We start from the raw sequence: 18066 nt of genomic DNA on the forward strand, positions 1-18066 counted from the left end.
TGCAATACCCGAACGCGGAGTTCGGGCGGCAAAAATTAGCGCGGTGTGATAGTGACCGTATTGCCATGGGTCGCAATAGTGACTCGCTGGCCCGGTTGGAACTGCGTGACCCCTTGAGCCTGAACTACCAGGAAGGTGGTGCCATTATCACGGCGCACTTCCAGTTCGACCCCACTATTGCGGTTCATCATGCTCTGGACTTGTTGACCCACAACCCCACCAGCAACAGCACCTGCTGCGGTACCAAGACGACGGCCTGTTCCACCACCAATAGTGTTACCCAAGAACCCGCCGACCACCGCGCCGCCAATGGCACCGGCAATATTATTGCCATCCCCGCCCTGAATAGTGACCGGACGGACAGAAACCAAGGTTCCGTAACTGACGGCCTGGGCCTGACCGGCTTGAGAACTGCTGAATGTATCGCCTGAAAGAGTATTATTATTGGCGCAGCCACTGAGTGTGGCAACGGCGATAGCAACAGCAATGAGTGGCTTAATCATAGAGACCCTTCCTGGTTGAAGTTGTTGCCAGATAACATTTATCACATAACCGATTGAATAGTGACCGGTAAATTAATCATAGCACGACTTGCTTTGCCATAAATTGATTCATGCACAAAATACATAATTAACTCATTATATTTCAGCTGTTACCCCATGATGATCCGTTTTGTAACATTAAAATGTGCTGCTAAAAAGGGTAAAAACACCGGTGACAAATCTTCAAACTGAATGAAATTGATAAAAATCTGATAGCCGCCAGATTTAACAATTCATATTAGTGCCGCTGTAAAATTAATTATAAATTGCCAGGTCAGATTTATATTTACGAATTTTTCTCATTTCATTTTTTATGAAAGTGAAATTTTTGTTTCTAGTTAAGTAACTAAAAAAACTAATAATTAATTAAATTCATTATAGCGAATCACACTTTTGGGTCTAATGATATTCAATTGTATTAACCCGCGTCATATTGCTACCTGACAGATTTTTAAATTTCTGGCAAATGAAATAGTTGCTGAAACGGTTTTAGTTCACAGATATTTCCCCCGTGCTAATTCAATCAATTTCCATTGATAAAGATCAACTTAATTAAAGTTGCAGAGTTACAAACTATTAACAGAAAGCCACGTTTTTTATGGGGATATACCCGTTGTTAATATCGGGTATGTGAACAATAGAATAATAATACAGGGGAAAAAAACATGCTTTCCCAGCATGGCGTTAACCGTCGTGATTTTATGAAGCTTTGTGCCGCATTGGCGGCCACCATGGGTCTCAGCAGCAAGGCTGCCGCTGAAATTGCCAATACAGTCAGTTCACCTCAGCGCCCGCCGGTTATCTGGATTGGCGCTCAGGAGTGTACCGGTTGTACTGAATCACTGTTACGTTCAACTCACCCGACCATTGAGAATTTGCTGTTGAGTGTTATCTCAATGGAGTATCACGAGGTGCTCTCTGCCGCTTTTGGTGAGCAAGCGGAGGAGAATAAACACCGGGCCATCGAGCAGTACAAAGGAAAATATGTGCTGGTGGTGGATGGGTCGATTCCACTGAAAGACGGTGGAATTTACTGCATGGTGGCGGGTAAACCGATTGTCGAGCATATCCGTGAAGCTGCAGAACATGCGGCGGCCATTATTGCTATTGGTTCCTGTTCCGCCTGGGGCGGTGTGCCAGCGACCGGTGGCAACCCGACTGGTGCGGTGAGTTTGCAAGCAGCACTACCGGGCAAAACCGTGATAAATATCCCCGGCTGTCCACCCAATCCACATAATTTCCTGGCAACAGTGGCCCATATCATTACCTTCGGGCGGCCACCGGCATTGGATAGCAAAAACCGTCCGACCTTTGCTTATGGTCGCTTGATTCATGAAAACTGCGAGCGCCGACCACACTTTGATGCTGGCCGTTTTGCCCGTCAGTTTGGCGATGAAGGTCATCGGCAGGGTTGGTGTCTTTATCATCTCGGCTGCAAAGGGCCGGAGACCTACGGCAACTGCCCGACATTGGAGTTCTGCGATGTTGGAGGCGGGATTTGGCCGGTGGGGATTGGGCACCCTTGCTATGGCTGCAATGAAGAAGGGATTGGCTTCACCAAAGGCATCGCCCAACTGGCGAATGTTGAGAACCCGACACCGCGTGCTGAAAAACCCCTCATTCATAATCCAGAAGGCGGCGAGATTTCGACGACCGCGACGGCACTACTGGGCGGCGTGGTGGGATTGGTCGCCGGTGTCAGCCTGATGACGGTACGTGAACTGGGGCGGCAACAGAAGCAGCGCCGCAAAGATGACGATCACTCATCGCGGGAGGAATAGCCGTGAACCGACGTCACTTTTTCAAACTAGCTTCCGGCGGTGTGCTGTTGGCGGGGCTTTCCCCCAGCAGCAAAGCTGAGGTACAAAATCGACCACCGATCCCCGGCGCGCTGGGCATGTTGTATGACTCGACATTATGTGTGGGTTGTCAGGCCTGCGTGAGCAAATGTCAGCAGGTCAACCACAGTGAGGTCTATGCCAGTGGCGAGGCCCTTTGGTCAGACAACGACAAACTCAGCCCCTACACCAACAATATCATTCAGGTCTGGACCAGCGGCGCGGGCATTCATAAAGATCAATTGGAAGATGGCTACGCCTATATCAAAAAGCAATGCATGCATTGCGTTGAACCTAATTGTGTTTCTGTCTGCCCGGTTAGTGCGCTGCGCAAAGATACTAAAACCGGCATTGTTCACTATGACCCGGATGTCTGCACCGGTTGCCGCTACTGCATGGTCGGCTGCCCGTTCAATGTGCCGAAATACGATTATCACAACCCGTTTGGCAAGATTCATAAATGTGAATTGTGCAACCAGAAGGGCGTCGAGCGGCTTGATAAGGGCGGCTTACCCGGTTGTGTCGAGGTCTGTCCGACAGGAGCGGTGATATTCGGCACCCGCGAGGAGTTATTATCCGAGGCGCAGCGACGGTTGACGCTGAAACCAGGCGAGAATTATCGCTTCCCGCGCCAAACACTCAGCGCCAATGACACCTACGAGCATCCGGTTGCCCACTATGACCCGCATGTTTATGGCGAGAAAGAGGGCGGTGGCACTCAGGTATTGGTGCTGGCGGGCATTCCGACCGAGAAACTTGATTTGCCCCCTCTGGCAGAACTGGCGACTGGCGCGCGTTCTGAGCATGTCCAGCACACCTTGTACAAAGGCATGATCCTGCCGCTGGCGGTATTGGCGGGGGTTACCGCGTTGGTGCATCGCAATACCCGTGATGAGCGCAAAGACAGCGATTCTGACAAGCACGATAAAAAGGACGGCCATGATGACGATGCATAAATCCAGCCCACTGGGTGGGCGGCTGGTCAGTTGGCCGGTGATGCTGTTAGCGCCTTTTGTCGTGCTGTGCGCGCTGTTGATTGTCAAACGTTTGGTGCTGGGCTTGGGGTCGGTCAGTGACTTGAATGGCGGCTTCCCGTGGGGGATCTGGATTGCTTTCGACCTACTGGTCGGCACCGGTTTGGCGTGCGGCGGCTGGGCATTGGCTTGGGCAGTTTACGTGTTCAACCGAGGCGAATATCACCCGCTAGTGCGCCCGGCGCTACTCGCCAGTTTGTTTGGTTACGCGCTCGGTGGGCTTTCTATCACCATCGACGTGGGCCGTTACTGGAATTTGCCTTACTTCTTTATTCCCGGCCATTTCAACGTCAATTCGGTGCTATTCGAAACCGCCGTCTGTATGACCATTTATATCGGCGTGATGGCAGTGGAGTTTGCGCCGGCACTGTTTGAACGGTTGGGGTGGAAAGTTTCGCTGAAGCGGCTGAACAAAGTGATGTTTTTTGTTATCGCGCTCGGTGTGCTGCTGCCGACCATGCATCAGTCTTCAATGGGATCATTAATGATCGCCGCCGGTGCCAAGATCCATCCGTTATGGCAAAGCTACGAGATGTTGCCGCTGTTCTCCCTACTGACCGCCGCCATTTTGGGCTTCTCGATTGTTATTTTCGAAGGCTCGCTGGTACAGGCCGGATTACGGGGACGGGGAGCCAATGAAGCGCCATTATTCACACGATTAACCACCATCATCGACGTCTTTTTACTGCTGTTTATCGTACTACGTCTCGGTGAAGTTATGGTGCGCCATAAGACAGAATATCTGTGGCATTTTGACCGCTATGCCATCGCTTTTTGGGCTGAAATTATCCTGATGGCCTTGCCGCTACTGATCTTCCGTATTCGGCGGGCCAGAGAGGATAGCCGGTTACTGTTTATCGGGGCGCTGTGCATGATAAGTGGTGGGGCGCTGTGGCGGCTCAATTACTCACTCTTAGCCTTCAACCCCGGCGGCGGCTATAACTACTTTCCCACCACCAGTGAAATCCTGATCTCCATCGGCTTCGTTGCCATTGAGGTCTGTGCCTACATTTTATTGATTCGACTGTTGCCGGTGCTTCCTGCTCACGGACAGTTACATAAGAATAATCAGACAGAGGTAAAGCATGAGCCAACGCATCACCATTGATCCCGTCACCCGTATTGAGGGGCACCTGCGGATCGACTGCGAAATTGAGGACGGCAAAGTCATTAAAGCCTGGTCCTCCGGCACCATGTGGCGTGGCATGGAAGAAATTTTACAAGGCAATGATCCGCGCGATGCCTGGATGATTGTGCAGCGCATTTGCGGCGTCTGTACCACCATTCACGCCATTGCTTCAGTGCGGGCAGTGGAAAATGCATTAGGGATGGAAGTGCCAGTTAATGCTCAGCATATCCGTAACTTGATTCTGGCCGCGCACAGCATTCATGACCATATCGTGCATTTCTATCAACTCTCGGCACTGGATTGGGTGGATGTCACCTCTGCGCTGCAAGCCTCACCACAAAAAGCGGCTGCGATGCTGAGTGGGTTGTCCAGTTGGCCGTTGAACAGCGCGGAAGAGTTCACCCGGGTACAGCAGAAAATCAAAGAGTTGGTCGCCAGCGGGCAGTTAGGTATTTTTGCCAACGGCTATTGGGGCCATCCGGCGATGGCATTGCCGCCAGAGGTCAATTTGATTGCGGTGGCACATTATCTGCAAGCGCTGGAGTGCCAGCGTGATGCCAACCGTATAGTGGCGGTGCTCGGCGGTAAAACACCGCATATTCAGAATCTGGCAGTGGGCGGGGTTGCCAACCCCATTAATCTGGATATGCCAAGTGTGCTCAATCTGGAACGCCTGATGTTGGTGAAATCCTTTATTGACCGGCTGGGCAGCTTTATTGAGCAGGTTTATAAGGTCGATACCGCGGTGATCGCTGCTCACTATCCGAACTGGCTCAATCTGGGCAAAGGGGCGGATTACTACCTTAGCGTGCCGGAACTGCCAACCGATCGTAAAGGGGAAACCTTCCTGTTGCCGGGGGGATATCTGGAAAAGGGGGCTTTCCGCCCGATTACCAATCACAACGATCCGTATTTGATCAAAGGTATCGCCGAGAGCGGCAAACACGCCTGGTATCAGGACGACGAACCGCTGGCACCGTGGGAGGGGAAAACCAACCCGAATTACACCGGCTGGCAGGAAGACGGCAAATATTCGTGGGTAAAAGCGCCCACTTTCTACGGCAAAACAGTGGAAGTGGGGCCGCTGGCGTGGCTGATGTGCGGGCTGGCCGCCGGACATGCACCGACTAAACAGCATTTCACTGACATTGGTGCGGCTTACCAAAAACTGAGCGGGCAGGCTATCACTCAAGATCAACTGCCATCGACGCTGGGCCGCATTATTGGCCGTGCGGTGCATTGCTGTGTGCTGCATGAAACCCTGGCCCAACAATGGACTGCACTGGTCACCAATATTGGTACTGGTGATGTCGAAACCTTTATCAAGCCGGACATTCCTTTGAATGGCGAAATCCGTGGTGTGGGCTTTGAAGAAGCGCCGCGCGGCATGTTGTCGCACTGGGTGGTTATCAAGGATGGCAAAATCGCCAACTATCAGGCGGTGGTGCCATCAACCTGGAACGCTGGCCCACGCAATTATAACGATGAGCCGGGGCCATACGAGCAAGCGCTGGTGGGGACACCGGTGGCAGATCCTGCCAAACCACTCGAAGTGGTGCGGACCATTCACTCATTCGACCCGTGTATGTCCTGTGCTGTACATATTGTTGATACAACGGGCAACGAAGTGACCAAAGTCAAGGTGCTGTGATGGGGATTTTGGTATTAGGTATAGGTAATTTATTACTCAGCGATGAAGCTGTCGGTGTGCGAATTGTTGAAGCGCTGGAGCAGCGCTTTCACATCCCACCGGGGCTTGACGTACTGGATGGTGGCACTGCTGGGCTGGAACTGATGGAAGCGATGGCCAATCGCGAGCATTTGATTGTGGCTGATGCGGTGCTGACCGGGCAACCGCCGGGCAGTGTTGCGGTACTGCGCGATAAAGAGATCCCGGCGATGTTTAGCCGCAAAGTGTCACCGCATCAGTTGGGGTTATGTGATGTGCTGATGGCGCTGCAATTGACCGATGAATTCCCGCGCCAGCTGACTCTGGTGGGGGTGGTGCCCGAATCACTGGCACCGAATATCGGCCTGACGTCGACAGTCACGCGGGCCATAGAGCCAGCGCTGGAACAGATTCTGGCGGCATTACAGGCTAGTGGGATCACCCTCAAGGCACGAGAAGAAAGTCATGTTTGATGTCATTGCCGGTCATGAACAAAACCCAGCGGCATTGCTGGAACAGGTTTTCGGCCAGGTGGCTGCCGATGAAATGCGCGGCTTGCCATTTTACCGTGACCACATTCCGCTGCGCGCCTGCGGATTTCAGTTATTTGAGCAGCAATGGATCGGCGCGTTATTGACCCCGTGGATGCTGAGTTTAGTGGTATTACCGGGGCCGCAGCAGAGCTGGCAATGTCGTGCGGTGGGGGAGCGGCTGATGTTGGCACTTCCTTGTGGCGGCATTAGTTTTACCGTCAGCGAAATCGCTGGTTGCGGCCAGTATTTGAGCCGCTCATTGATGTCACCGCTGGACACCTCGCTGAGTGCTGAACGGGCGTTACAACTGGCGGAGCAAAGTGCGCGTATGGCGCTCTCACTGCCGGTGATGGATGCCGATGCTCCCGCTGACCCACGGCGGCGGGCTCTGTTTAACAAAGTTAGCCAAATAAAGAATCAGCATGCATGAAATAAGTTTGTGTCTCAGCACGCTGGAGCTGATTGAAAAACAGGCGCGGCTTAACGGTGCTACGCGGATAACCGCGGTCTGGCTGGAAATTGGCGCGCTCTCCTGTATTGAAGAGAGTGCCTTACGCTTCAGTTTTGAGGCCGCCAGCCGCAAAACACTGGCAGAAAATTGCCAATTGCATCTCAGCACCTTGCCCGCGGTGGCCTGGTGTTGGGAGTGCAGCAACAGTGTTGCCATTGAACGGCATGATGCCGGGTGCCCGCATTGCGGCAGCCATGCTCTGCAAGTAGAGAGTGGCAGCAATTTGCAGGTGAAACAGATAGAAGTGGAATAATTCTGAAGGAGTGAATTCCTATGTGTACGACTTGTGGTTGCGCCAGCGGCGAGAGAAAGATCGAGGGCGACGACAATCATCAACATGATGATCACCACCACGACCACCATGACGATCACCACCATCATCATCACGATGACGGCTACCACCACGATCATCACCATGACCAGCACGAAAGTGATGCCCCGACGCAAAAGATTCAGCATAAACATAAACACAAATATGTTGCCAAGGGGACACAGCCGGTGATTGTTCACCATCACTACTATTACCATCAGGGCGATGTTCACCATCACTATCATGGCAAAGCGCCAGAGCCGATGGCGGCCACTGAACCCGAGGACACAGACGCGCCCGTCTCCGAGCCGTTCACTCCACAAGTTCATGCTGACCAGCAAGGGCTGCATTATGGGCAGGGTGAAGCCGGTAGCCATGCGCCGGGCATGGGGCAGCGCCGTTTGTTGCAAATCGAGCAAGATGTGCTGAGCAAAAATAATCAGTTAGCCAGCCATAACCGTGAGCATTTTGTCGAGCAACATATTCTGGCGCTGAATTTGGTTTCCAGCCCCGGTTCCGGCAAAACCACGCTGTTGACCACCACTTTGCAGCTGCTGGCTGGGCAAGTGCCTTGCGCGGTGATTGAAGGTGATCAGCAAACGACTCATGATGCCGAACGCATTCGCGCCACCGGTGTCCCGGCGATTCAGGTCAATACCGGTAAAGGCTGTCATCTGGATGCGCAGATGGTACATGATGCCGCGCACCGCCTGAATCTCAGCAATGACAGCCTGTTGTTTATTGAGAACGTGGGTAATTTGGTGTGTCCGGCCAGCTTTGACCTCGGCGAACGGCATAAAGTGGCGGTGCTTTCGGTAACGGAAGGCGAAGATAAGCCGCTGAAATATCCCCATATGTTTGCCGCTTCCACACTGATGATTATCAATAAAATCGACCTGCTGCCCTATCTGGACTTTGATATTGAGCAGTGTATTAATTATGCCCGTCAGGTGAATCCTGAAATTCAGGTGATTGCGCTGTCAGCCAGTAGTGGCGAGGGAATGGATATGTGGCTTGAATGGCTGGAGGCACAGCGATGTGCTTAGGCGTACCCGGCAAAATAGTCGCGGTGGGGGAAGATATCCATCAACTGGCATGGGTGGAAGTGAGCGGTGTCAAACGTGAAATCAATATCGCGTTGGTGTGCGACGAGTCACCGTCTGACCTGCTCGGCCAATGGGTATTGGTGCATGTCGGGTTTGCTATGAGCTTGCTTGATGAAGAAGAAGCCCAGCAGACACTGGCGGCATTAGCCCATATGCAAGCCGTTGGGCTGGATCTGGATGATGTCGCCAGCGAGGCTAATGATGCGCTACGTTGATGAATTCCGCGATCCGGCACTAGTCAGTGCATTATTACAGCGGATCGAAAACTTACTGCCACAACTTGCCGATCAACAACGCTTGCCGCTGCAAATTATGGAAGTGTGTGGCGGCCACACACACGCGATCTTCAAATTTGGTCTGGATCAACTGCTGCCAGACGGTTTGGAATTTGTTCACGGGCCGGGTTGCCCAGTGTGTGTATTGCCGATGGGCCGTATCGACAGTTGTTTGGAAATTGCCGCTCACCCACAGGTGATTTTCTGCACTTACGGCGACGCTATGCGGGTGCCGGGGCGTAATGGCTCAATGCTGGATGCCAAGCGGCGCGGGGCAGATATTCGTGTGGTTTACTCGCCGCTGGATGCCCTGACATTGGCACAGCGCCATCCTGATCGCGAAGTGGTATTTTTCGGCCTCGGTTTTGAAACCACCATGCCTGCTACCGCCTTAACACTGCAACAAGCCAAACGGCTGGGGCTGACCAACTTCACCGTGTTCTGCCAGCACATCACTATCATTCCTACCTTGCGCAGCCTGCTACAACAACCCGATGTGCGCATTGACGGTTTCCTCGCACCCGGCCATGTCAGCATGGTGATTGGTACTACGCCATACGACTTTATATGCAGCCAATTCAATAAACCGCTGGTGGTCACCGGCTTTGAGCCACTGGATATTTTGCAGGGGCTGGTGATGCTGCTGGAGCAGATGGTCAGTGGGCGTTGTGCGGTGGAAAATCAATATCGGCGCATTGTGCCCGACAGCGGTAACCTGCTAGCGCAACAGGCGCTGACCGAGGTATTTGCAACCAAAGAGCGCAGCGAGTGGCGTGGATTGGGCGAAATCGCCGATTCCGGTGTACAGCTTAGCCCGGCTTATCAGGCGTTTGATGCTGAGCGGCGCTTCACCCCGCAGCAGCAACGAGTGGCCGATGATCCGCGATCCCGTTGCGGTGATGTATTGACCGGGCGTTGCAAACCGGATCAATGCCCGCTGTTTGGTGGCGAATGCACGCCAGATAATGCATTTGGGGCGCTGATGGTTTCCTCCGAAGGGGCTTGCGCCGCCTACCATCGCTACAAATAAGGCCACAACTAAATGAATAAACAAGAGATTACCCTGGCACATGGCAGTGGCGGGCGGGCAATGCAGAGCTTGATAGAATCTCTGTTTTTGGCGGCGTTCTCTAACCCGGCGCTGAATGAGCGGGAAGATCAGGCGCGTATTGCGTTGGCGGATCTGGTTGCACAGGGGGATCGACTGGCGGTATCGACCGACAGCTATGTGATTGATCCTATTTTCTTTCCCGGCGGCGACATCGGCAAACTGGCGGTGTGCGGCACGGCCAATGATGTGGCAGTGAGTGGCGCGACTCCGCGCTATCTTTCCTGTGGTTTTATTCTGGAAGAAGGGCTACCGATGGCTGCTCTGGAGCGCATTGTGCATTCAATGGCGGCCACCGCACAGCAAGCGGGCATTCAGATAGTCACCGGCGACACCAAAGTGGTTCAGCGCGGCGCGGCTGATAAGATCTTTATCAATACCACCGGCATCGGCGTTATCCCAGCAGATATCCAGTGGGGAACGGCGATGATCCGTGCGGGCGATCGGATCGTTGTCAGCGGCACCTTAGGTGATCATGGCGCAACTATCCTAAATCTACGCGAAGGTTTGGGGCTGGAGGCGGAACTGACCAGTGATTGCGCGCTACTGGCACCTTTGATTGCGCCACTACGCCATATTACCGGTGTGCGGGCGCTGCGTGATGCCACTCGTGGTGGGGTTACGGCAATTCTGCACGAATTCGCCGCCGCCAGCGGCTGTGGCCTGGAAATCAACGAAGCGGATTTACCATTAAAACCGGCGGTACGCGGCATTTGCGAATTACTCGGGCTGGATGCACTCAACTTTGCCAATGAGGGCAAGCTGGTGCTGGTGGTCTCACCTGAGGCGCAAGATGCTGTTTTAGCTGAATTACAACGCCACCCACTCGGCCGTGATGCCGCCGTTATCGGGCAGGTGACTGAGAATAAACAGGTGCGGTTATGTGGCGCATTTGGCGTTTCACGTAAACTGGATTTGCCGTTGGATGAGCCGCTACCTCGAATCTGTTAGCTTGGAGTTTTTGTGGATAAAAACGGTCTCAGTCTGCGGATAAAAGGTAAGGTGCAAGGGGTGGGTTTTCGCCCCTATATCTGGCAACTTGCTCACCGTTTTGGCCTGCAAGGGGATGTCAGTAACGACAGCGCGGGGGTGACGGTTCACCTATGGCAAGCCCCGGCGGTGGCGGATTTTTTACAAGCATTGCCACAAGATTGTCCACCATTGGCGCACATTGATAGCATTGATAGCACGCCATACCACTGGGCGCAGCCGCCGCTGGATTTCGTGATTCAGCACAGCGGGGCCGGTCAGATGGACACCCAAATTGTGCCGGATGCCGCGACCTGTGATGCTTGCCTGAGTGAAATGAATAACCCTGCTAACCGTCGCTACCATTATCCTTTTATCAACTGCACCCATTGCGGCCCACGTTTTACTATTATCCAGCGCATGCCGTATGACCGCCCTTTTACCGCCATGAGTAAGTTCCCGCTGTGTGCGGCTTGTCAGGCCGAATATGACCACCCCGCAGACCGCCGTTTTCATGCCCAGCCCAATGCTTGCGCAGATTGTGGCCCGCAACTGTGGCTAACGGGAGCTGATGGGCAGGCTTTAGCGCAGGGCTTCTCCGCATTAGATCAAGCCGCTGCTGCGCTGTTGGCGGGCGAAATTGTGGCTGTCAAAGGGCTGGGTGGTTTTCATCTGGCGGTGGATGCCACCAATGCTGTCGCCGTGGCCCGCTTGCGCGAGCGTAAACATCGGCCGTCTAAGCCGCTGGCAGTCATGTTACCGGATACCGATTGGTTGCAAAGCTGTGTATCAAGTGCTGATCATACTGCATTGCTCGGTTTGCTACGCAGCCCGGCCGCCCCGATAGTTCTGGTGGCAAAGCAGCCGGAAAGCCCACTTTGTGCGGCGGTCGCGCCCGAGTTACCCGAAATTGGCGTGATGCTGCCGGCTAACCCACTGCAACATTTGCTGCTGCAACAGGTGGCGCGCCCGTTGGTGATGACCTCCGGTAATGGTAGAGGTAAGCCGCCCGCTCTGAGTAATCAACAGGCCCTGAGTGCCTTGAGTGAAATTGCCGATTACTGGCTGCTGCACGACAGGGAAATCGTGCAACGCGCAGACGACTCATTGGTGCGCCTGACGCCGCGCGGGGCTGAAATGCTGCGCCGCGCCCGAGGTTATGTACCAGACGCTTTCGAGTTGCCGCCAGGGTTTAGCCAGCAACCCGCTATTTTGGCGCTGGGGGCCGATATGAAAAATACCTTTTGCTTACTGCGAGACAGCAATGCGGTACTAAGCCAGCATTTGGGTGATCTGGAAGATCGCGATATTGCGCAGCAACAGCAGCAGTTACTCGCGCTGTTTTGCGATATTTATCATTTTACCCCGCAGGCGGTGGTGGTGGATGCGCACCCCGCTTATGTCAGTCACCAATTTGGCCGAGAATGGGCGGCGCAACACCACATTCCCTGCGTGGAAGTGCTGCATCATCATGCTCATTTGGCGGCTTGCCTGGCAGAACATGGTTGGCCGCGTCAAGCTGGAGCGGTGATAGGCCTGGCGTTGGACGGGCTGGGATATGGCGCGGAAGGGAAGCTATGGGGCGGCGAATGCCTAAGAGTGGATTATGTGAATTGTGAATACGTTGGCGGTTTGCCTGCGGTGGCTTTACCCGGTGGGGATCTGGCCTCGCGCCAGCCGTGGCGTAATTTACTGGCGCAGTTTCAGCGCTTTGTACCGAATTGGCAAAACGTGCCCGAGGCGGCAGCGATCCCCCAACCGCAGGGTGAGGTACTGGCGCGGGCGATTGCGCGCGGCATTAATGCGCCATTAGCTTCATCGGCGGGGCGGTTATTTGATGCGGTAGCGGCGGCGCTAAATATTATACCTCAGGCCATCAGCTGGGAGGGAGAGGCGGCTTGCCTGCTGGAGGCTCTGGCATGGCAAAGTTCCAGAACAGTTCCACCCGTTACTATGCCACTACGCGATAATCAATTGGACTTAGCGACCTTTTGGCGACAATGGCTGGCTTTCGATGCTGCACCGGCTGAAAGAGCTTATGCTTTCCACTTTGCTCTCGCGCAGGGCTTTGCGGCTTTGGCTCGACAGGCAGCACAGCGCTTTGGCATTGAAACTATTGCATTTTCTGGCGGTGTGCTGCATAACCGATTGCTACGTGAATTACTCAGCGAACAATTGCAGGATTTCCAGCTATTGATGCCCCAGCGCCTGCCAGCCGGTGATGGTGGTCTGGCGCTGGGGCAGGCATTAATAGCGGCTGCGCGTAGCTGATCAGGGCGTAATATCAAACAACTACAACAGAAAGGTTGCCTTGTTAGAGTTGGCGCGACTAAAAGTGGTTATTGGAGGATTATTTGATGGATTTATTCCCAGATGCACTGGCCAGCGCTTGCTTACAGCAATTTCGTACCACGCCGCCATTGGTGCATTGTCTGACCAACGAAGTGGTGCAGTCATTTACAGCCAATGTGTTACTCGCACTGGGGGCTTTCCCTGCGATGGTGGTAGAGCCGCAAGAGGCGGCGCAATTCAGTACGATGGCGAACAGTTTGCTTATCAATATTGGTACGTTGCATCGGGCGCGAGCAGAGTCGATGCTGAGGGCGATAACCGCAGCTAATCAAGCGGGCACACCATGGGTACTCGATCCGGTTGCTGTGGGTGGCCTGGCATATCGCACTGATTTTGCCCACCATTTACTCACCCTAAAACCTGCGGCTATACGTGGAAATGCCTCAGAGATCATGGCATTGAGTGGTATGGCAACCATGGGGCGTGGTGTTGATAGTGTCGATACGTCACTGGCGGCATTACCGGCCGCTCGCCAATTGGCACAGCGCGCCCAGACAGTGGTTGCGGTGACGGGGGAGGTTGATTACATCACTGATGGTCAGCGCGATGTTGCGGTGACTGGTGGCGATAAGCTAATGACCCGTGTAGTCGGGACCGGCTGCGCATTATCTGCGGTGGTGGCGGCATTTTGTGCGCTAGAGGGGGATCGTTTGCACCATGTTGCGACCGCTTGCCGAATTATGTCGCAGGTAGGGGGGCAAGTATCTCAACGTGTTGCAGGGCCAGGAAGTTTTGTGCCAGCCTTCCTTGATGGCCTTTATCAATTGGAAACCCTGTCGTATTAAGTCTCGCCTGATTATATTCCCAGATTCAAATTAATGATGAGCCTCTTAGGAGGCTTGTTATTATTTAAATAATATCCAGCAAATGTTTTGGCATGGGTTAAAATTTGTATGGAGAGCACTGTCATTCTTTTGTCTTCTTGGTCTTTTTCTACATCCCTGTTTTTTAGCTCCCTAATAAACATATAGGAAAATACAATGGCCATTCTGAATAGTTATAAAATTGCGGCGTTATTTACCATCGGGATATTTGTGGCAGGATGCACTTCAAACGTAACAACCAGTGCGCAATACTCTGGTTTTATTAGTGATTATAGTAAATTGCAAGAAGCTGAATCTGCGAGTGGCCAAAAAGTATTACGCTGGGTCTCCCCCGATTTTAATGCTAAGAAATACACCGGTGTTTATTATACGCCATTGGTCTATTACCCAAGTTCTGCACCTACTCATCGAGTAAATCAAAAAACATTAGATGAAATACTGGCTTACGCGAATAAAAGACTTAAAGAAGCTGTTAGCCACCAATTACCGTTAGTCAATTCTCCGAAAAGACGTAATACATTGATTGTTCGGGCCGCCATTACTGCGGTTTCCGCCGAAGATAAAAATCTTGAAGTCTATGAGATGATACCTATCGCCGCTGTTATTGCCGGAACCATGGCAGCCAGTGGTAATAGGGCACAACAAGCCGCACTTTACCTAGAAGTACAGGTTATCGACTCCAATACCGGAAAACCGGTCATTGTCGTGGTACGTAAAGCTTATGGTAAGGAAGTGAGTAACAGTGGTGAACCTATTACCGCTGATGAAGTAAAAAGCACAATAGATGGATTGGTCTACGACATTATTAATTTCAAGGCCAAAAGCCAACCCACCTCGTAAAATACCTATTACCGCTCAGCCTCTGTGAACAATTAATCTGGAGACTGGGCGGTACCTGATGAAAGGTTACTCACTGTGCCCTGCTTGATGAGTAATATTTAATAGCTCACTTAATTTCATTGGTTTTCCTAACAGATAGCCCTGAGCCTCATCACACATTAACGTTTGCAGATGCTCGAGTTGTTCTACGGTTTCAACCCCCTCAGCGGTCACGGTCATGGACAGGGCATGGCCGAGGTTAATAATGCCCTCTACTATCGACCGACCTTCATGGGATTGTGTTAGTTCATCAATAAAGCTCTTATCAATTTTCAGGCCATCGAAGGGGAAACGGCGCAGATAATTCAGTGACGAATACCCGGTGCCAAAATCATCCATTGATAAACGCACACCCAAGGCTTTTAAGGCTGTCATGGTTTTAAATGCCCCATCTGCATCTTCAATCATTATCCGCTCAGTGATTTCCAGTTCCAGCCGATGACTGGGTAAGCCGCTCAACAACAGGACTTGCCGCACACGTTCGATCAACCGTTGGCTTCTGAATTCAATAGCAGAAATATTGACTGAAATAATCAGTGATGCCGGCCATGTTGCCGCATCCTGACAGGCTTGCAGCATTGTCCAATCACTGATAGCAGTGATAAGGCCAGTTTCTTCTGCCAGAGCAATAAATTGATCTGGCATCAGCAGCCCTAACACTGGGTGATTCCAGCGCACCAGTGCTTCGGCACCGGTCAGTTGCGTCCCTTTAATGCGATAGCGCGGCTGATAGTAAAGGCTAAATTCATTATGTTTAATCGCCTGGCGCAAGAAACGCTCCAGCTCGCTGCGCTGCATCAGGCGGTCATTCATTTCACTGGAATAGAAACTCCAGCGGTTACTACCACTGTTTTTAGCTTCATACATGGCAATATCAGCAAAGCGTAACAGCTCCTCGGCTTGCATTGAGTCCTGCGGTGCCAGGGCAATACCTATGCTGGCACTGATAAAAATATCTTTCTCATTAATGAGATACGGGCTTTCTATACGCGCGATAACACGGGCGCAGAGCTGTTCTATTTCTTTGGTTGAAGATAGCCCGCTAATAATCAGAATGAACTCATCCCCTCCCTGGCGAGCCACTAAATCCTGATCGCGCAAACAACTTCTCAGGCGTTCAGACACCTGATGTAACACCTGATCGCCCGCCACATGACCAAAGGTATCGTTAACCGGTTTGAATTTATCCAGATCAACATTGAGGATCACCAATGGATGCGGCGCAGCGGCCAGATTGCGCAGTTTGTTTTCCAAAAACTCTTTCATTCGCAGGCGGTTGGGCAAACCAGTCAGCGCATCATGCAGAGAAAGATGTTGGATTCGCTCCTGCGCTTCTATCTCTCGGGTGATGTCCGAGGCGGTGCCCCGAAAACCAATATTCTGGTCATTTTTGATGATAGGTTTGGCATAAATCCGACAAATACGTTTGTCGCCTTTGGCGGAGAAATAGGTGCATTGCAGCTCATTGCGCGACTCAGTCAAATGTGTGTATTGCAGCCAGGAGCGCAGCGGGATCACGTCACAATTTAACAGTGAATCGAGATTACGGCCCAGCCATTGCTCAACACTTAGCCCGGTAATAGTTAAAAATCGCTGAGATAGATAAGTGATGCGCAGATCGGCATCTGTTTCCCAGAGCCAATCAGTGGCCGCTTCCGCCACGTGACGAAAGCGCTCTTCGCTGGCGATTAACGCTGCTTTATTTTCATCGGCAGCGCGCGCCTCTGCCATGGCGCGGCGCAGAACCCACCAACCGCTCAGCCCAAGTACCAGGGCAACCAACCCCAGCAGTGGCAGCAAGATATTGAGTAGTTGAGCGCCCGGCATGTTTTGATTCCAAAGCAGTGTCACACTACTGTTGTCATTTGACGATAATTGTAGTGAGGGATTGGACGCGGCATCTTTTTCATCCTGGGGAATGCGGAGTTGATGAAGACCGTAACTCTCCCCCAGAATATTCAACTCACTTTGGGTCAATAAGTTGGCGAAGACCAGAACTGACGGTGGGCCAGCAACGGCTTGAACTCTAGGGTCATTGCCGGGGGTGATTGCGGCCGCAGCAATGACGGCCGGTAGCCCATTAACATTGATGATTTCCGTGGCCGCATACTCTTTTTCAGCCTGCCTACGCACCGAATCTATAAACGGCGTAATATCTTCGTGGAGCCAGTCTTGTAGACGGGTATTCGCCAATTGCCCGTTGATGACGGAATAACGAGTGTTCCCTTGCCCATCAATAACAAAAACACCCTCGTAGCCAAAGTTTTCGTAAAGTGATGGCCCCATATTTTGGCTGACAAAGGCCCAGTTAGGGTCAACTGTGACATGCAAATGTTTATAAGCATCACCCCAAAAAGCGTTATCTTTTATTCTGGCTTTTATGGATTTTTGGCGCATTTCCCATGCTTTTTCCACCAGAAACCGGCTTTGGGATACCGCTTGTTCATTTAATTGTGACGCGATGTAGATAATGCCCGCTGCGGCAATAATAATCGTTGCCGCAACTAACAATGCCATGGTTTGCAAAGTTCGCTTGGCAAAGAAAACATTTTCCCCTCTTGCCCGCGGTTCTGGCGGGGTGGAGTTTGTCATAGTCAATTCCTTTATACCCGTCATCGTCCAAATTGGCTCCAGACTGATTAACTTCTCGCTTACTGCATCTTTCGGTAGCTGGAAATCTCTGGGGCATACTTATTAAATATCGGTTTAATCCACAGGAACTGAAGGCTCTGAGGCAATACAAACTAGCATAATTCAGCTGACTTATTATTTGAGCTTAGAATAATATGATGTTTTCTTGCTTTTTTTCTATCGAAAAAGAATGAGAGTAAAGCCAAACTGGCGGTTTACCTCCCCTATTTACTGCGATGAATCTATTCGAGCTGTGCTGAGAGGATTATGACTCAGACAGTGGCCAGCAATATGAATTTTTGTCGCAAGACGTTAAAGTGACTTCAGATTATTATTAATCAAACTAAGCTTTTTAC

At 52.0% G+C, this 18066-nt stretch carries 16 protein-coding genes; 14 read left to right on the forward strand and 2 right to left on the reverse strand.

Annotated features, from left to right (window positions below):
* Nucleotides 1-35: 35 nt before the first annotated feature.
* Complete coding sequence (locus QSV56_RS14640; RefSeq protein ID WP_019082357.1) at nucleotides 36-503, reverse strand: glycine zipper 2TM domain-containing protein; 468 nt, start codon at nucleotides 501-503, stop codon at nucleotides 36-38.
* 704 nt (nucleotides 504-1207) lie between these two features.
* On the opposite strand from QSV56_RS14640, the gene hybO reads away from it, so the two are divergent.
* The 14 genes from hybO (at nucleotide 1208) to QSV56_RS14710 (ending at nucleotide 15040) form a co-directional block, all read left to right on the forward strand.
* On the forward strand, nucleotides 1208-2323 hold the full coding sequence (gene hybO, locus QSV56_RS14645; RefSeq protein WP_019079071.1) for a hydrogenase 2 small subunit: 1116 nt from the start codon (nucleotides 1208-1210) through the stop codon (nucleotides 2321-2323).
* Nucleotides 2324-2325: 2 nt separating this feature from the next.
* Complete coding sequence (gene hybA, locus QSV56_RS14650; protein ID WP_046050245.1) at nucleotides 2326-3336, forward strand: hydrogenase 2 operon protein HybA; 1011 nt, start codon at nucleotides 2326-2328, stop codon at nucleotides 3334-3336.
* The gene (hybB, locus tag QSV56_RS14655; RefSeq protein ID WP_046050246.1) at nucleotides 3323-4522 is read left to right on the forward strand and encodes a Ni/Fe-hydrogenase cytochrome b subunit; all 1200 of its coding nucleotides are present in this window, start codon (nucleotides 3323-3325) and stop codon (nucleotides 4520-4522) included. The genes hybA and hybB overlap by 14 nt, the downstream gene beginning before the upstream one ends.
* Entirely contained in the window at nucleotides 4500-6194 is a 1695-nt protein-coding gene (hybC, locus tag QSV56_RS14660) for a hydrogenase 2 large subunit (RefSeq protein WP_046050247.1), read from the forward strand. The genes hybB and hybC overlap by 23 nt, the downstream gene beginning before the upstream one ends.
* Entirely contained in the window at nucleotides 6194-6685 is a 492-nt protein-coding gene (locus QSV56_RS14665; protein ID WP_046050248.1) for a HyaD/HybD family hydrogenase maturation endopeptidase, read from the forward strand. The genes hybC and QSV56_RS14665 overlap by 1 nt, the downstream gene beginning before the upstream one ends.
* Nucleotides 6678-7175: a hydrogenase-2 assembly chaperone gene (gene hybE, locus QSV56_RS14670; protein ID WP_046050249.1), complete on the forward strand. Its 498-nt coding sequence runs from the start codon at nucleotides 6678-6680 to the stop codon at nucleotides 7173-7175. Before QSV56_RS14665 ends, hybE begins: the two co-directional genes overlap by 8 nt.
* The gene (gene hypA / locus QSV56_RS14675; protein WP_019079065.1) at nucleotides 7168-7509 is read left to right on the forward strand and encodes a hydrogenase maturation nickel metallochaperone HypA; all 342 of its coding nucleotides are present in this window, start codon (nucleotides 7168-7170) and stop codon (nucleotides 7507-7509) included. Before hybE ends, hypA begins: the two co-directional genes overlap by 8 nt.
* Nucleotides 7510-7529: 20 nt before the next feature.
* On the forward strand, nucleotides 7530-8612 hold the full coding sequence (hypB, locus tag QSV56_RS14680; protein WP_046050250.1) for a hydrogenase nickel incorporation protein HypB: 1083 nt from the start codon (nucleotides 7530-7532) through the stop codon (nucleotides 8610-8612).
* Nucleotides 8603-8887, forward strand: coding sequence for a hydrogenase maturation factor HybG (gene hybG, locus QSV56_RS14685; RefSeq protein WP_005173940.1), 285 nt, complete (start codon nucleotides 8603-8605; stop codon nucleotides 8885-8887). The genes hypB and hybG overlap by 10 nt, the downstream gene beginning before the upstream one ends.
* A complete protein-coding gene (gene hypD, locus QSV56_RS14690) occupies nucleotides 8874-9977 on the forward strand; it encodes a hydrogenase formation protein HypD (protein ID WP_046694553.1) in 1104 nt (367 codons plus the stop codon). The genes hybG and hypD overlap by 14 nt, the downstream gene beginning before the upstream one ends.
* Before the next feature lie 12 nt (nucleotides 9978-9989).
* The gene (gene hypE, locus QSV56_RS14695; RefSeq protein ID WP_046694554.1) at nucleotides 9990-11006 is read left to right on the forward strand and encodes a hydrogenase expression/formation protein HypE; all 1017 of its coding nucleotides are present in this window, start codon (nucleotides 9990-9992) and stop codon (nucleotides 11004-11006) included.
* Between the two features lie 12 nt (nucleotides 11007-11018).
* A complete protein-coding gene (gene hypF / locus QSV56_RS14700; RefSeq protein ID WP_050130354.1) occupies nucleotides 11019-13295 on the forward strand; it encodes a carbamoyltransferase HypF in 2277 nt (758 codons plus the stop codon).
* A gap of 86 nt (nucleotides 13296-13381) precedes the next feature.
* Nucleotides 13382-14161 carry a hydroxyethylthiazole kinase gene (gene thiM / locus QSV56_RS14705; protein WP_046694556.1) on the forward strand — a complete coding sequence of 260 codons (780 nt, stop codon included), beginning with the start codon at nucleotides 13382-13384 and terminating at the stop codon, nucleotides 14159-14161.
* 195 nt (nucleotides 14162-14356) lie between these two features.
* Nucleotides 14357-15040: a DUF3313 domain-containing protein gene (locus tag QSV56_RS14710; RefSeq protein WP_046694558.1), complete on the forward strand. Its 684-nt coding sequence runs from the start codon at nucleotides 14357-14359 to the stop codon at nucleotides 15038-15040.
* Nucleotides 15041-15106: 66 nt separating this feature from the next.
* Here the strand turns inward: QSV56_RS14710 and QSV56_RS14715 are convergent, their stop codons facing one another.
* Entirely contained in the window at nucleotides 15107-17671 is a 2565-nt protein-coding gene (locus tag QSV56_RS14715) for an EAL domain-containing protein (protein ID WP_046694559.1), read from the reverse strand.
* Nucleotides 17672-18066 lie beyond the last annotated feature (395 nt).

The sequence above is a fragment of the Yersinia sp. 22-579 genome, assembly GCF_030433455.1.
GTDB classification, from domain to species: domain Bacteria; phylum Pseudomonadota; class Gammaproteobacteria; order Enterobacterales; family Enterobacteriaceae; genus Yersinia; species Yersinia enterocolitica.

Coding starts and splice junctions, on each gene's coding strand:
- QSV56_RS14665 (WP_046050248.1), top strand. CDS start 6,194: ATGGGGATTTTGGTATTAGGTATAGGTAATTTATTACTCAGCGATGAA.
- hybO (WP_019079071.1), top strand. CDS start 1,208: ATGCTTTCCCAGCATGGCGTTAACCGTCGTGATTTTATGAAGCTTTGT.
- hypB (WP_046050250.1), top strand. CDS start 7,530: ATGTGTACGACTTGTGGTTGCGCCAGCGGCGAGAGAAAGATCGAGGGC.
- hybG (WP_005173940.1), top strand. CDS start 8,603: ATGTGCTTAGGCGTACCCGGCAAAATAGTCGCGGTGGGGGAAGATATC.
- hypE (WP_046694554.1), top strand. CDS start 9,990: ATGAATAAACAAGAGATTACCCTGGCACATGGCAGTGGCGGGCGGGCA.
- hybB (WP_046050246.1), top strand. CDS start 3,323: ATGACGATGCATAAATCCAGCCCACTGGGTGGGCGGCTGGTCAGTTGG.
- hypA (WP_019079065.1), top strand. CDS start 7,168: ATGCATGAAATAAGTTTGTGTCTCAGCACGCTGGAGCTGATTGAAAAA.
- QSV56_RS14715 (WP_046694559.1), bottom strand. CDS start 17,671: ATGACAAACTCCACCCCGCCAGAACCGCGGGCAAGAGGGGAAAATGTT.
- hybE (WP_046050249.1), top strand. CDS start 6,678: ATGTTTGATGTCATTGCCGGTCATGAACAAAACCCAGCGGCATTGCTG.
- QSV56_RS14640 (WP_019082357.1), bottom strand. CDS start 503: ATGATTAAGCCACTCATTGCTGTTGCTATCGCCGTTGCCACACTCAGT.
- hypD (WP_046694553.1), top strand. CDS start 8,874: ATGCGCTACGTTGATGAATTCCGCGATCCGGCACTAGTCAGTGCATTA.
- QSV56_RS14710 (WP_046694558.1), top strand. CDS start 14,357: ATGGCCATTCTGAATAGTTATAAAATTGCGGCGTTATTTACCATCGGG.
- hybC (WP_046050247.1), top strand. CDS start 4,500: ATGAGCCAACGCATCACCATTGATCCCGTCACCCGTATTGAGGGGCAC.
- thiM (WP_046694556.1), top strand. CDS start 13,382: ATGGATTTATTCCCAGATGCACTGGCCAGCGCTTGCTTACAGCAATTT.